Source organism: Sphingobacterium sp. 18053 (genome assembly GCF_902706145.1).
GTDB lineage: Bacteria > Bacteroidota > Bacteroidia > Sphingobacteriales > Sphingobacteriaceae > Sphingobacterium > Sphingobacterium paramultivorum.
In genome coordinates this window covers 280,371-295,557 of the sequence record NZ_CACSJW010000004.1, presented here as the reverse complement: position 1 = coordinate 295,557, position 15,187 = coordinate 280,371, and the positions used below count along the sequence as shown (strand labels likewise).

Sequence of the window (15,187 nt, the reverse complement as noted above, 5' to 3'; positions counted from 1 at the left end):
TTTTTTGTTTCTTCAGATAAATAATGTAAACAGAACTGTGGATGTTTATTGGGAATAGTCCTTCCAGAAATCGTAGAAGTTAAACCACTGCATTGGATATTTTCTGATCATATAGGTTAGCGACTGACAATAGGTTTGTAGCAAGCCTTGAGCGTCACGGTGTTTCACTTCCACTTCGCGTGCATAGAGATGATAGTGGAGCTTAGGTTCTTTCATAACATAGACAAAAATAACAGGAACCCTGAGCCTGGAAGCGATTAAAAATGGACCAGCTGGGAATTGTGTGTTTTTGCCCAGTAAATCTGCCGAAAGAGTTTTTGTGCCTTCTAGATAACGATCACCTGTAAAGACAATTAGTTCATTGTTTGTAAGTGCTTCATTGATGGCAAATACGTGGGAGAGGTCTTCTTGGATAACGATGAATTTTACGGTCGATTTACGCGATACTTTTGCCAAGTATGATTTGATGGCTTGGTGTTCGCGGTCCGAAATAACCAGATTAATCTGATTCTCGATATTGATGTCTTCCAGGAAATAAGAGGCGATTTCAAAGTTACCAATATGTGCTGATAACAGGATACCACCGTTTTTTTTCTCCAAGGCGGATTTTAAAATCGCAATACCGTCAAATTCATAGCTGAATCTGTTGCGCATCCCCGCAGCTATGGCTGTTTTATCGATCAGGATTTGACCGAAAGTAAAGTAACTCCGGTAAAATCCAATGAGCGTTGAAGAAAGTGAATATTTTAGTCGATATCTTAGGTAAAAATAGATAGACCGGTTGCTACTCCAAGAAGTCAGGTAATAATAAAAAGCTACAAATACCAGCAGCAAATAAGCTGTACGGATTCCTAGCTTTTGAATACAGAATACAAAAATTCGATATCCTAAGACACTACCCTTCGATTGTCCTTTCCACTGACTCATTGGCAAACATTGACTTAGTTATGAGTTGTCTTGCGTTTGATGAGGTCATAAAAGTCTTGGAAGGTTTGGATGTTTGTGAAATCGGCCTCGACCAATTTGATACCAAAATTGGACTCAATGATAACGACAAGATCGACATAATCCAAACTGTCTAAATTTAATGTATCTTTTAAATTTAGATTCGGTTGGATTAAATCAACATCCACCTCAAACTCATCAACAAGTATTTCGTTAATCTTTTCAGAAATCATTTTTATAAGTTAATCGTTTATTTTTTTAATGACTAATGCAGAGTTAGTTCCCCCAAAGCCAAAAGAATTGGACAAATATAGGTCAAATTCTTTAAATACGGTTTGTTTAACGATATTTAATTTGGCTGAATGTTCGTCCGGATTTTCAAAATTAATGTTTGGTGCCATAAAACCATTTAACATCATGATGTTGGAATAGATGATCTCACTGGCGCCTGCCATCCAACATTCATGGCCTGTCATAGATTTTGTGGAGCTGACAAAAGGTTGGCTTTCACCGAATACCTGCAAAATAGCCTGTGCTTCATTGGTATCGCCTACAGGGGTGGATGTGGCATGTGCGTTGATGTAGGCAATATCGGAGGGTTTAACGCCAGCTTGTTTAATCGCTCGTTCCATGGCCAAGGCCGGTCCTTCGACATTTGGTGTAGAAATATGCCCCCCGTTGGATGAAAATCCATAACCTACGATTTCCGCTAGGATAGGGGCTCCTCTACGTACTGCGGATTCATAACTTTCTATAATTATTGTAGCGGCGCCGCCAGAAGGTACCAATCCGGACCGATCTTTGTCAAAGGGACGTGATACTGTTGTAGCTGGCAGGGTATCATTTCCAAAAACACCTAAACCGTCAAAACTTGCCATGGCATATTTATTGATTTCTTGCGCGCCACCACAGATAATCATATCTTGCATGCCACTTTTAATCAGGTTGAATCCAAGTCCCAATGAATGAGATCCGGAGGCACAGGCGGCGGATATCGTCATGTTAATGCCTTTTAAACGGAATATCGTGGAGAGATTCATGGTTACCGTGGAGTTCATTGATTTAAAAATCGCTCCGGAACCTATCAGGCTGGTATCCTTTTTCTCGCGTACAATATCAACAGCTTCAATAATGGCTTTGGACACCGAATCATTTCCATAGAGAATTCCAATTTCATGTTCATCGAGAAAAGTATCGTCAATGGCTGCATTTTTTAAGGCCTCCATAGTAGCCAAATATGCATACTCCGTTTCTTCGCCAATGGATATTCGCTGGCGGCGGTTCAATTCATGTTTTAAATTTGGTTGTGGAACTGCACCGGTTAATGCGGAACGAAATCCAAAAGTTTTTCGTTCTTCATCGAAGATAATCCCTGATTTCCCTTGTTGCAGAGAATCTTTTACTTCATCCAATGATGTTCCCAAGCAGGAATATATTCCCATCCCCGTGATCACTACTCTTTGCTCCATAGATTTACGAATAAATTCCTCCATTTATATTGATTACTTCCCCCGTAATATAGCCTGCTTTTGAAGAAGCCAAAAAGGTGACGAGATCTGCGACTTCCTCAGGTTCTCCAAATCTATTGGCCGGAATCAGTTTTTTTAGTTCCTTTTCGTCCATATCGGCAGTCATGTCACTATGAATAAATCCAGGTGCCACAGCATTGACCGTGATATTCCGTTTGGCAACCTCCTGAGCCAGCGCTTTAGTTGCACCTAGCAAAGCCGCTTTGGCCGCCGAATAGTTGGTTTGACCAGGTGTACCTTTTACACCGGATACTGAAATCATATTGATGATACGGCCATAACGCTGGCGTAACAGTTTCTGTATAAAAAATTGGGTAACATGATAGAATCCATTGACAGTTGTGTTGATTACCGAGGACCAATCTTCTGCCGGCATCCACATAAACAAGCCATCTTTGGCTATACCGGCATTGTTGACGATAACCTCAAGCTGAGCTTCGGGATGGCTCGATTCCCAGGTAGATAAGGCCTTGTCGACGGCGGATTTATCTGCGACGTCGAATTTTAGGAGCGAACCACTACCGCCGTTTGCTTCTATAGCAGCAAGTGTTTCTAATGCTGCAGTTTCATTATGCTGAAAGTTGATCAACACATGATAGCCCAATTCTTGAGCCAGTTTAAGACAAATTGCCCTGCCAATTCCCCTTGATCCTCCTGTAACTAAAGCGCATTTCATCCTACAATATGTATATTAATTTTGAAATAATTCTGCATTATCAAACCATTTGTTTCCTAAAAGGTTTCCTTTGGTATCAATAAATCCCCATTTGCCATTGAGTTTAACTCGCGCTAAACCATCGATAAATCCCTTCTCCTGTTTCTTAAACGTTAGCGCCGCAGTAATCTCATACTGAAAGGGGATGACAACTTTGGCATCTCTATCGATAAAGCCCCATTTGCCTTCTTTTACAGCAGCGAGACCTTCGGGAGAAAAGGAAAGCGCATCCTGATAGGCAGTAGGGATGACCATTTTACCTGTAGTATCAATATATCCCCATTTCCCATTTAATTTCACGGGCGCTAGACCTTCCTGAAAATTTCGCGCATCATCATAAGTTGCAGGTATCACCCATTTGCCATCCGATGCCATAAAACCGATTTTATTTCCTTGCTGAACAAGGACAAAGTCGGGGTTTTCAATATTTTCAATTTTTGAAATACCGGGGAGAGCAATTTCTTTTTGACTAGATACGAGAAACCAGTTGTTCTGTTTTTTTGCCCATACCAATCCAACATTAAAATCGCCGATATCATCATAATTTGGAGCGACGACCTCTTTTCCCTGATTGTCAATGACACCCCATTTTTTATTTTTGGCGACTTTAGCGTAGCCATCCTTAAATGGACGGATGACATCATAAGTTGGTGGAAGCACAACCTCTTGTTTGTTGTTGATGAGACCGACTAAATTGGTCGCATCACGATAAAAAGCAACACCATCATTGAATTCATAAACCCGCTTGCTAGAGATCGACTTCAATTCCTGCCCGAGAGAGTCGATGTAAAGCCAACCGCTTGCAGATTTCACCATCGCCATTCCCTGACTGAAGGATTTGGCATTGACGTATTGAGGTTGGATAATATAATTCGCATCTTTATCTACAAATCCCCACCTGCTACCATCATAAACAGCAATCTTTCCTTCGGATTGATCTTGAGCATTTTTGAATTGAGGTGTAATCTGAAACGATCCATCTTTATTGATAAATCCGACAAGTCCCTTTTCTTGTACCCGCGCCAATTGTTGCGCAGATGCGAAGGTGCATAATAGTATAAATAATCCGCCGAATGCGAGCCTTTTAATCATGATTTTTATTGATTAAGTATTCTTTTACTTTTTTAATGATCGGATACATCACTTGATCCTCGGCAAAGGCCGGAAACAAATTACGCAGGTCCGTATACCAAGATAGTGTTTCTTTGGCTAACTTTTCCTGACAACTTAAATGGTCAATTGCCTGTGCTAAAGTAATAAATTCTATCGCCAGCACTTCAAAGGAATTTTCGATGACCTGACTGCATGACATTGCTGCATTCGTACCCATGCTCACAATATCTTGGTTGTCATTATTGTTGGGAATGCTATGGATGTAGAGCGAAGTGCTTAGCGCTTGGGATTCCGCTGTTGTGGAAGTTGCCGTAAATTGGACACCCTGCATGCCAAAATTTAGCCCTAATGTGCCTAAATTTACGAAAGGCGGGAAAATCTCATTGATCTTGCTGTTGAGAAGATAATTCAATTGTCTTTCCGCAAGCATTGTCATCTTGGTCATAACCAATTTAAGTTTATCCATTTCCAGTGAAATATAGTCGCCATGAAAATTGCCGCCATGATACACATGTTGATCGTTTAGATCAATGATGGGATTGTCGTTGGCTGAATTTAGTTCATGCTCAAGCACGGTGCCCACATTGTTAATGGTATCCGAAACCGGACCTAATATTTGCGGAACACAACGGACGGAATAATATTCCTGTACTTTGTCTTTGAAAATATCCTCTAGATTTTCACCGGTATATAGGTGCTCCTCGCGTTTTCGAATCAACTTACTGCTTGCAAGGTGACTGCGCATCTTTTTGGCAATAGCTTGTTGTCCAGGATGCTTTTTGCTTTGATTTAACGCTTCTGAAAAATGATCGTCATAAGCTTGAACGATTTCATTGATTGCACAGGCTGCTTTGATGGACCAAGATAAGGCCTTTTGCGCATGGTTCCAGTTTAGTATCCCTATCCCTGTCATGACCGAAGTCCCATTGATCAGTGCCAAGCCTTCACGTAGAACAATCTGAATAGGGGCCAGGCCTTCGGCATCAAAAGCCTGTTTGGTTGGAATTCGTTCATTTTTATACATCACTTCACCCTCACCAATTAATACGAGCGCCAAATGTGCGAGCTGTACGAGATCACCACTAGCACCGACACCACCGTGTGCAAAAATAATTGGATAAATATCGCGGTTGATCAATTCTCTCATCAAAGCAATGGTGGATTTATGGACTCCTGAATAACCGAGGGTTAATGTATTTAAGCGTGCTAAAATCGTGCTTTTTACCTGAAGCGGATCGAGAAGTCGTCCTGTTCCTGAGGCGTGGCTGCGAATTAGGTTGTATTGAAGTTTAGTGCGGTCTTCGTCTTTAATCCGATATTGAGCCATGGGGCCAAAACCGGTATTGACACCATAAATTACTTTGTTTTCAGCAAATTTCTGAAGAAAATTGTGGCTAGCATCTACTTTTTCCCAAATATCGTCATCGATATCCAATTTTTCGTTTCCGTAGGTTATTTGGATAAACTGTTTTAAATCTAAATGGTTGGTGAGTAAGCTCATGATTTATGGGGTAGCAATTTTGAAAAACTCTCGAAATTGTTTTTTTTATTTTATTTTTTGTGAATAGATTTGGCAATTATTAATCAGGCACGAAATTAATATTTTTTTCTTTTAATCAAAGCGTATAATGAACGTTGAACAGGTTGACATTTTGATCATCGGGGCGGGACCTTCCGGTTCGGTTGCTGCTGGGTATTTACAAAAACAGGGGGCAAGGGTAAAGGTTGTCGAAAAAAGCCAGTTTCCGAGAATCGTGGTAGGAGAGAGTCTGATACCGCGCGTGATGGATCATTTTGATGAAGCCGGGCTGTTTGATGCGTTGGATGCACAAGGTTTCGAAAAGAAATTTGGAGCGCGGTTTATACGCGGGAAAGAAGTCTGTATTTTCGATTTTTCAGATAAATTTTCCGAAGGTTGGGATTGGACCTGGCAGATTCCGAGAGCTGATTTTGATCAGGAAATGGCGAATGAGCTTATGCGTAAAGGGGTAGATCTTTCCTTCGGTACAGAAGTAACTGACGTACAATTTGATAGTGCAAAATCGATCACTACGGTATGCGATAGCCAAGGTGTTGAAACAAAAGTAGAGGCAAACTTTCTGATCGATTGTTCAGGTTATGGTCGCGTTTTGCCTCGCATGCTAAATTTGGACCAACCCTCACGTTTAAGCCCTCATTCGGCGATATTCAGCCATGTCAATGACGTTAATCGACCGCTAGGGCAAGAAGGTAGTCTGATTTCTTTTGATATATTGGAAACGCAGGTTTGGTTGTGGGTAATTCCATTTTCCAATGGCAATACTTCTGTTGGAATTGTGGGGCCAACTTCGTTCATCGAAAACCTGGGCGAAGATACCACTACAGCGCTAAATAAGGCTATTCAGCTGTCCGATTACTATGTCAAGCGGTTTGGTGATATCCCTTTTATTTTTGAACCCCGTAAATTGAGTAATTATTCTACAGCGGTGAGCAAAATGTATGGGCAAGGGTATGCCCTGACCGGTAATAGTTCCGAATTCCTGGACCCTGTTTTTTCTTCCGGTGTGTGTTTCGCTACAGAATCTGGTATTTTGGCAGCGAAGTTAGCTTTAAGGCAGATCGAGGGTGAAACAGTGGATTGGCAGTCAGAATTTGAAGACTATATGAAAGATGGGATTGCAGTTTTTACAACATATATACAGGAATGGTATACAGGCAATCTGCAGGAGTTATTTTATCATCAACCCGAAAACCCGGAGGTGAAACGTAGCATTTGTGCAATATTAGCGGGATACGTGTGGGATAAAAACAATCCATTCGTTTTGAAACACGATCGTGTGGTGAAAAATTTGGCGCATCTTATCCGAATGTCCAAGCAGGAAAAATCGATATAGTTAAGATCTGGGGTGATATTGTGTAATAATGGAATGAAGGTAGTCCCTATCGATGTGTGTGTATATTTCGGTCGTGGTAATACTTTCATGACCGAGCATATCTTGTACAGCTCTTAAGTCGGCACCACCTTCCACCAGGTGTGATGCAAAGCTATGTCTAAAGGTATGTGGGCTGATGGTTTTTTGTAAGCCGATTTTTGAGGCAAGTTCCTTAATGATCAAGAAGATCATAACCCGCGATAATGCGGCGCCTCTTCTGTTTAGGAATACAATATCTTCATTTCCGCCCTTAATCTTGATATGTGGTCTGACCGTTTCTAAGTAGATGCGAAGGTGTTTAATGGCGTGTTGGCCAATTGGAATTAGGCGTTCTTTGCTTCCCTTGCCCTCAACTTTGATAAATTCTACATCTAAAAAAAGGTTTGATATTTTGAGGGTGACAAGTTCGGAAACACGGAGACCACATCCGTATAAGATTTCGATGATCGTTTTATTACGTTCACCTTCGGGTGAAGAAAGATCGATTGCCGAGATTAATTGATCGATTTCATGTATGCTCAAAACGCTGGGCAGCTTGCGTGCCAAGCGTGGCGCCTGAAGGAGATCGGTCGGATTGTTGACGAATTCATGCTCGATCATCAAAAAGCTAAAGAAAGTCTTAAGGCCAGATATCAACCTGGATTGTGTGAAGGGCGAAATATTAAATTCCTGCAACCAAGCCAAAAACTCCTGTATATTCTTTCTCGTTACGGTATTTAAAACCAAATGATTGTCTTCACAGTAGATCTGAAATTTGGATACATCATTTAAGTAAGCATCAATTGAATTAATGCTCAAGCCTCTTTCGAACTTTAAGAATTGTTCGAATTCCTTTTTTATATCACTCCAGTTTTCAAAATCCATTTGCAACAAAATTACAATTAACTGTTGTTCTTTTCGAAAGTTATTCTGTATTTTTAGGTGAAATTTTACAGATTATAAGTAACACAAAGAGATGTTCCCTAATGGAGGTACCCGATTCCTCCTTGGATAATGAAAAAAGTATTGATCTGTATTTTACTATTTATCGGGACAATTGATCTCCAGTTCCGTTTACCCTAATATAAAACAATTAGCAAAAATAACTGACTAAAAAAAAGATATTTTTTTGTATGAAATTCATTAAACCACTCGCATTAGCTTTTCTGTTACCGGCTACATTCTATATAGCAGAAGCAAAAAAGCCAACCACGTTAACCGCGGAAGCACGAGCGATTCTATCCCAAGATAGTTTGGCCCTGAATCAAAAATTACCCTTGGACAACGAAGTCATCACGGGGAAGCTGAAAAATGGATTTACATACTTCATTCGTAAAAATAGCGAGCCTAAAGGTCGTGTTACCATGTATTTGGGCATGAAGGCCGGCTCTATTCTGGAAAATGAAAAACAGCTTGGTTTGGCACATTTTTTAGAGCATATGAACTTCAATGGCCTGAAGCATTTTCCAAAGAATGAATTGGTTAACTATCTCCAGAAAGCGGGCGTTCGATTTGGCTCGGATCTCAATGCCTATACCAGCTTCGATCAGACAGTTTATCAGCTACCAATTCCTTCTGACGATCCTGAACTTTTAAAAAATGGTTTGCAGGTGATGCGCGACTGGGCTCAGGATGCTTTGTTGGATGGCGAAGAAATTGATAAAGAGCGGGGCGTTATCCTCGAAGAAAAACGTGGTGGAAGAGGAGTACAGCAGCGTTTACAGGATCAATACTTTCCGATGTTGCTCAATGGCTCCCTTTACTCCAAACGTTTGCCTATCGGAACTGAACAGATACTGAAGACATTTCCTTATACAGAAATACGCAAATTCCACCAGGACTGGTATCGCCCAGATTTACAGGCTCTAATCATCGTTGGGGATATTGATCCTAAGGAAATGGAAGAAAGGGTGAAAGTTTTGTTTTCCGATATGAAAATGCCCAAAAAAGCATTGGAGCGTAAAAAATATCGTGTTGATTTGTTAAACAAGAACCAGTTCTTGGCAATTTCAGATCCGGAACTGCCTTATACCGTCGCGCAGATTTTGATCAAAAGTGAAAAAGAAAAAGTTTCCACCGTAGGAGATTACAGAAACGAGCTGTTGAAGAGTGTTTTCAATCAGATGATCGCAGGTCGTTTTTCTGAATTGATGCAGCAACCGAACCCTCCTTTTATGCAGGCAGGTGGAAGTATCAGCGATTTTGTTGCTAACCTCAATACTTTTTCATTGCTGGTGGTCCCAAAACCGGGCGAGTTAGAATCCGGATTTAAAGCGATGCTAACAGAATTTGAGCGCATTCAAAAATACGGTTTTACACAGACGGAGTTGGATCGTGCCATCGCAGATATGAAAAAAGGTAACGAGATGTCTTTTATCGAACGTGATAAAAAGAAATCGGATAGTTACGTCAATCGTTATCTAAATTATTTTATTGATGATGAACCAGCTTTAAGTAATGAAAACGCTTATCGTTTGACTAAACAGCTGTTACCAACGTTGAAGCTGTCAGAAGTAAATGGCTTGGTAAAAAAATATTATACTGATCTGAACCGCGATGTTCTGGTTATGGGGCCAGAGAAGGATAAGGCCAGTTTACCGGCTGAGTCTACCGTAATGAGCTGGGTAAAAGCAGTTGAAGAGACTCCTGTGACAGCTTATGAAGATAAAGTTTCCAATCTTCCCTTGCTTTCAAAAGAACCGGTGAAAGGCGCTGTTGTATCGTCAAGAAATATTGACGCCGTTCAAGCGAAAGAATTGACCTTAAGCAATGGCGTTAAAGTGATCTTAAAGCCTACGGACTTTAAAAATGATGAGATACAGATTATGGCGTATAGTCCAGGTGGAACATCAGGCTATAACGATGCAGATTACTTTTCGGCCTCCAATGCATCCTCTTTAATTGATGCAAGCGGCGTTGGACAAATGAACAACGTTGAGCTTACGAAGTATCTTTCGGGAAAAGATGTTTCCATCTCTCCGTACATTTCTGAACGTTACGAAGGTATCTCAGGTAGCACAGATAAAGAAGGATTGAAGAATGCTTTTGAATTGATTTATGGTTATTTTACGGAACCTCGATTGGACGAGGATATTTTCCAGAGTACCATGACCCGGGCAAAAGGATCTTTGGAAAATAGATTGAGCAATCCAAATAATGTATTCTCGGATAAAGTGAAAGAAGTGCTTTATGGCAACAATGTCCGTCGGCAAAACCCAACAGTAGAAACGATCAATAAAATTGATCGGGAGCGTGCTTTGGCAATTTACAAAGAACGATTTGCGGATGCTTCGGATTTTGTGTTTACAATTGTGGGTTCATTTGACGAGAATCAGATCAAGCCTTATTTAGAAACCTATCTTGCCTCATTGCCGGCCCTTAAAAGAGGGGAGAGCTATAAGGATTTAAATATTCTGGAGCCGAGCAAGGGAGAGCGCGTGGTTGTTCATAAGGGAAAAGAAGAAAAGGCAAGTACGCAATTGGCCTACTATGGGGACTATACCTATAATGAAACTGAAAATGTTAATATGGAAGCCTTGGAGAGTGTTTTGACGATCAAATTGCTTGAAAGACTCCGTGAAAAAGAAGGTGGTGTTTATGGAGTGGGTGCTCGGGCTAGTTTTAGTAAGCTGCCAAAAGCGCGTTATGCTTTCTCCATTGGTTTTGGTTCCGCAGTAGATAAGGCTGATGCTTTAATCGCTTCAGCATTGGATGAGGTAAAAAAGATTCAGGAACAGGGCCCCGAAAATGGAGATATTGAGAAGTTCCTAGCAGAACAACAGCGACAAAATGAGTTAAATCTTCGTGAAAATGGCTATTGGCTGAATTACATATCAAGTTCATATCAGAATGATCTTGATCTTACGCGATATACACGAAGAATAGACAATTTGAAGAAGGTAACTTCAAAGTCGGTGCAGGACGTTGCCGGGAAATATTTGAAAAGAGATCGACTTTTTGAATTTATCTTGATGCCGGATTCTAAATAACAGGAGTCTTGGAAAATAGAAAAAGGGTTGCCTGCTCAGTAGGCAACCCTTTTTCTATTGGACAAAAAATTATGGACAAAAAAAATCCCAACCATTTCTGATTGGGATTGCCAAAATGTCTAATAAGTATCTCTTGTTAACCCAAATAGGATTTTAAGATTTTGCTTCTTGAAGTGTGTCTCAAACGCTGAAGAGCTTTATCTTTGATCTGACGAACACGTTCACGTGTCAAATTGAATTTCTCTCCGATTTCCTCTAACGACAATTGGTGATTGGAACCTAAGCCAAAGAAAAGTACGATAATTTCACGTTCTCTTTCTGTCAATGTTGCCAAAGATCGTTTGATTTCTTCCGATAGAGATTCATCAATCAAAGAACTGTCTGTGTCTGGATCATGGTTCTCCAAAACGTCCAAAAGTGTGTTTTCTTCACCTTGAACAAAGGGAGCGTCCATAGATACGTGACGGCCAGAGTTGCTTAGGGTATCCGAAACCTTGTCTACTGTGGTTTCAAGGATATCCGCCAATTCTTCTGGAGATGGTTCCCGTTCGTATTCTTGTTCTAGTTTTGAGAAAGCCTTACTGATTTTGCTCAATGAACCGACTTGGTTCAATGGCAGACGTACGATACGCGATTGTTCAGCAATTGCTTGAAGAATAGATTGGCGAATCCACCAAACGGCATAAGAAATGAATTTAAACCCCTTTGTCTCGTCAAAACGTTTAGCTGCTTTAATTAAGCCCAGGTTACCTTCATTGATTAAATCACCTAAGGTTAAACCTTGATTTTGATATTGTTTTGCTACTGATACTACGAAACGAAGGTTGGTTTTAGTCAATTTTTCCAAGGCAACTTGATCGCCTTCGCGGATACGCTGTGCTAATTCTACTTCTTCTTCTGCTGTAATTAAGTCTACTTTACCAATTTCGTGTAAGTATTTGTCCAAAGACTGTGACTCACGATTGGTGATAGATTGTGTAATTTTGAGCTGTCTCATTAATTTTTATTAATTCTCCTCTCTAAGAAATGTTTGCGAAAATACGAAAAATTTTTGAATTATTAATGGAAAATTGATTATCTAGCCACTCATATTTAATGAGTTAGGTTTTTTTGAGTTTCAATTTTTAATCATCAAAAACTATTCCATTTTAATATTTTTTTTCTTCTTATCTGTTGCTGTAATATTCAACTGTTTGATATTTAAAGTGCTAAAGGGTTTAAATTTTTTTTCTTATTCTAGACAATTTAACTCGGTAGTAGCTGATTTATTATGCAATATGCATTCCTCAAATTTATTTTAAAATGATAATTTTATGATAAAACAAAAAGATGGATCTTTTGTTTTATTAGTGACATTAAATAAATTTAAAAGAATAAAAATTATATTATGCCAATCTTAATTCACTTGGATAAAATAATGAAAGAGAAAAAAATGTCGCTTAACCAATTGAGTGACAATGTCGGAATTACCCTTTCCAATCTTTCAATCATCAAGAATCAAAAGGCGAAGGCATTGCGATTAGACACCCTTGAAGCGATATGCAAAGCGCTAGACTGTCAGCCTGGTGATCTGCTGCAATATTATGATGGTGGTGATGAAAAAGGCTAAAATCGATAACCTTTTAAAAAATCGACTACATTCATTCTTTTCTTCCCTTCGAGTTGAAGGTCAGAAATGACAATATAGCCGTCTTGCGCCGCAATTTTTAAGAAACTTTTCTTGTCAGTTTCTATGGTTCCCGGTATTGTAGCTGTATTGACAAGTTCTTTTTCTGTGCTATAGATTTTTAGGACCTTATCATTTAAGAGGGTAAATGCCGCTGGATAGGGGCTTAAACCGCGAATGAAGTTATACACTTGCGCAGTGGGCTGATCCCAGTTTATTTTACAGTCTTCTTTGAAAATTTTTGGAGCATGTTTGAGCGGCTCCGTTGTGAGAAGGACTTCCTGAGGTTTGGGCTGCAAGGTTCCATCCTTTAATTGCTGGATGGTTTGCAGGAGAGTTTCTGCTCCGGCCACCATGAGGTTATCGTGAAGATCACCGGCGTTGTCTGTTTCTTTGATAGCAACTTTTTTCGAAAATAAGATGTTTCCTGTATCGATTTCGTGCTGTAGTAAAAATGTCGTTACGCCCGATTCTTTCTCTCCATTGATGATTGCATGATTTATCGGTGCTGCACCCCGGTACTGTGGAAGGAGTGAGGCGTGGACATTGATTGTTCCAAATTTAGGCATATTCCAGACGATCTCAGGAAGCATGCGGAATGCTACCACAACCTGTAGGTCCGCCTGAAAACTTTTCAGTTCATCTAAAAATGCCTCATCACGGAGTTTCACTGGTTGAAGAACTGGGATGTTATGTTGCGTAGCAAATATTTTCACAGCAGATTCATGTATTTTTTGTCCACGTCCTGCGGGTTTGTCCGGTACCGTAACCACAGCGACAACTTGTTCGCCAGACTGAATCAGTGCTTCAAGTGAAGCTACAGCAAAATCGGGAGTACCCATGAAAATAATACGCATAATACTTGTAATTTTTATAAAACCCTTTAAACCAGTACAGGGGCCTCCTCGTTGAATAGCCTACTGAAAAACGCCTAATTATTTGTCATTTCAGTTTTGTAAATAACAAATTTTTATAACTTTGCGAAGTTACATAAATATATTGAAAGCTTGAATTTTCCTTATTTTTTAGCAAATCGGATCGCATTTTCTGGAAAAAGAACGTTCTCAAAATTGATCGTTCGGGTGACTATTGGTGCAATTGCTCTTGCTATTGCAGCGATTATCATATCTATTGCGGTATTGCGCGGATTTAAGGGAGAGATTATCAGTAAGCAACGGAGCTTTTTTGCCGATGTATTGGTTTTACGTTACGACCTGAATAAGTCTTACGAAAATTCACCCATAACACTTACACCGGAGGTTCGTAAGTCCATATTGGCGATTCCCCAAGTCAACTCAATCAGTTCCTTTGCGACCAAGGCCGGGATTATTAATGTCAACAATGAAGTTGAAGGAGTGGTTCTCAAAGGTATCGATTCCTTGTATAATCAGCAGCCCTTTCAGCGTATGCTGGTGGAAGGGAGCATGATAGACTTTAAATCGGATAATGCGGATAATCAGATTTTGGTGTCCAAGTATCTCGCAGATCGACTGCTCCTAAAAGTCGGTGACGATTTTATTATGTATTTCGTGCAGGATCCTATACGTAAACGTAAATTTGTCATTAAGGGCATTTTTAATACAGGCTCCGAAGAATTAGATAAGGTCTATGTGATCGGGTCTCTCAATGTCATTCGTAAACTGAGTAACCTCGATGATCATGAAGTAGGGGGCTATGAGATTCGGATTAAAGATTTTAGTCAGCTCGAACAGACAACGAACAAGGTTGAAGATCTGTTGCCTATCGATATGCAGGCAATCAATATCAAGGATCAGGTCCCTGATATTTTTCAGTGGCTGGAATTGCTTGACATGAACACCAAAATCATTTTCATACTGATGACGGTCGTTGCTATTATCAATATGATCTCCGCCTTGCTGATCACCATTCTTGAGCGGACTTCAATGATCGGTATCTTAAAGGCGTTGGGGTATCACAATGCCGGGATTCGCCGCGTCTTCATGTACAGTGCCCTGTACCTCATCGGTCTGGGATTATTAATCGGTAATCTTATTGGCTTAGGTTTTTACTTTTTTCAAGATTTTACCCATTTCTTTAAATTGGATGAGAAGACCTACTATATCTCCTATGTGGCCGTTCAACTTCAATGGTCTGATGTGATTTTGGTCAATTTGGCTGTCGTGTTTATCGGAATGATCTCATTATTTATTCCGTCAATGCTAATTACCAAGATTAGTCCGATCAAAGCCATTTCTTTTAAGTAACACTACTTTTAGGCTTCGCTTTCTTGAAAAAATCGTATTTTTAGTGCTGTTAACTATTTTTCGAGCTGTATAGAAAAATAAGTATATACATATTACGGCTAGTATACAAGCACT

13 protein-coding genes are annotated in these 15,187 nt (G+C 40.0%); 4 read left to right on the top strand and 9 right to left on the bottom strand.

From position 1 onward, the window contains the following. Positions 1 to 45 precede the first annotated feature (45 nt). From GVK91_RS11100 to hutH, 6 genes are read right to left on the bottom strand one after another with little or no spacing between them, the layout of a single operon-like run. A complete protein-coding gene (locus tag GVK91_RS11100) occupies positions 46 to 927 on the bottom strand; it encodes a lipid A biosynthesis acyltransferase (protein WP_159728723.1) in 882 nt (293 codons plus the stop codon). A gap of 14 nt (positions 928 to 941) precedes the next feature. Next, a complete protein-coding gene (locus tag GVK91_RS11095; protein ID WP_159728721.1) occupies positions 942 to 1,178 on the bottom strand; it encodes an acyl carrier protein in 237 nt (78 codons plus the stop codon). A 9-nt stretch (positions 1,179 to 1,187) separates the two neighbouring features. Continuing rightward, positions 1,188 to 2,414, bottom strand: a complete 1,227-nt coding sequence (locus GVK91_RS11090) for a beta-ketoacyl synthase (RefSeq protein WP_159728719.1) — start codon at positions 2,412 to 2,414, stop codon at positions 1,188 to 1,190. 4 nt (positions 2,415 to 2,418) lie between these two features. Then, positions 2,419 to 3,150, bottom strand: coding sequence for a 3-oxoacyl-ACP reductase FabG (gene fabG / locus GVK91_RS11085; protein ID WP_159728717.1), 732 nt, complete (start codon positions 3,148 to 3,150; stop codon positions 2,419 to 2,421). Between the two features lie 15 nt (positions 3,151 to 3,165). After that, positions 3,166 to 4,281 carry a WG repeat-containing protein gene (locus tag GVK91_RS11080; RefSeq protein ID WP_159728715.1) on the bottom strand — a complete coding sequence of 372 codons (1,116 nt, stop codon included), beginning with the start codon at positions 4,279 to 4,281 and terminating at the stop codon, positions 3,166 to 3,168. Then, the gene (hutH, locus tag GVK91_RS11075) at positions 4,274 to 5,803 is read right to left on the bottom strand and encodes a histidine ammonia-lyase (protein ID WP_159728713.1); all 1,530 of its coding nucleotides are present in this window, start codon (positions 5,801 to 5,803) and stop codon (positions 4,274 to 4,276) included. Before hutH ends, GVK91_RS11080 begins: the two co-directional genes overlap by 8 nt. A gap of 127 nt (positions 5,804 to 5,930) precedes the next feature. Here hutH and GVK91_RS11070 point away from each other — a divergent pair, with 127 nt between their 5' ends. Further along, positions 5,931 to 7,175 (top strand): NAD(P)/FAD-dependent oxidoreductase, encoded by a 1,245-nt coding sequence (locus tag GVK91_RS11070; protein WP_159728711.1) that lies wholly within the window; start codon positions 5,931 to 5,933, stop codon positions 7,173 to 7,175. Here the strand turns inward: GVK91_RS11070 and xerD are convergent, their stop codons facing one another. Beyond that, complete coding sequence (xerD, locus tag GVK91_RS11065; RefSeq protein ID WP_159728709.1) at positions 7,176 to 8,078, bottom strand: site-specific tyrosine recombinase XerD; 903 nt, start codon at positions 8,076 to 8,078, stop codon at positions 7,176 to 7,178. Positions 8,079 to 8,326: 248 nt separating this feature from the next. Here xerD and GVK91_RS11060 point away from each other — a divergent pair, with 248 nt between their 5' ends. Continuing rightward, on the top strand, positions 8,327 to 11,182 hold the full coding sequence (locus GVK91_RS11060; RefSeq protein ID WP_153847447.1) for a pitrilysin family protein: 2,856 nt from the start codon (positions 8,327 to 8,329) through the stop codon (positions 11,180 to 11,182). Positions 11,183 to 11,318: 136 nt separating this feature from the next. Here the strand turns inward: GVK91_RS11060 and GVK91_RS11055 are convergent, their stop codons facing one another. Continuing rightward, entirely contained in the window at positions 11,319 to 12,179 is an 861-nt protein-coding gene (locus tag GVK91_RS11055) for an RNA polymerase sigma factor RpoD/SigA (protein ID WP_028068906.1), read from the bottom strand. A gap of 390 nt (positions 12,180 to 12,569) precedes the next feature. Between GVK91_RS11055 and GVK91_RS11050 the strand changes: the two genes are divergently transcribed. After that, positions 12,570 to 12,791 carry a helix-turn-helix transcriptional regulator gene (locus GVK91_RS11050; RefSeq protein WP_046675813.1) on the top strand — a complete coding sequence of 74 codons (222 nt, stop codon included), beginning with the start codon at positions 12,570 to 12,572 and terminating at the stop codon, positions 12,789 to 12,791. Here the strand turns inward: GVK91_RS11050 and fmt are convergent. Then, on the bottom strand, positions 12,788 to 13,705 hold the full coding sequence (gene fmt / locus GVK91_RS11045) for a methionyl-tRNA formyltransferase (RefSeq protein ID WP_153847448.1): 918 nt from the start codon (positions 13,703 to 13,705) through the stop codon (positions 12,788 to 12,790). The two genes, GVK91_RS11050 and fmt, sit on opposite strands and share 4 nt — an antisense overlap. Before the next feature lie 150 nt (positions 13,706 to 13,855). Between fmt and GVK91_RS11040 the strand changes: the two genes are divergently transcribed. Continuing rightward, entirely contained in the window at positions 13,856 to 15,073 is a 1,218-nt protein-coding gene (locus GVK91_RS11040; protein ID WP_159728707.1) for an ABC transporter permease, read from the top strand. Positions 15,074 to 15,187 lie beyond the last annotated feature (114 nt).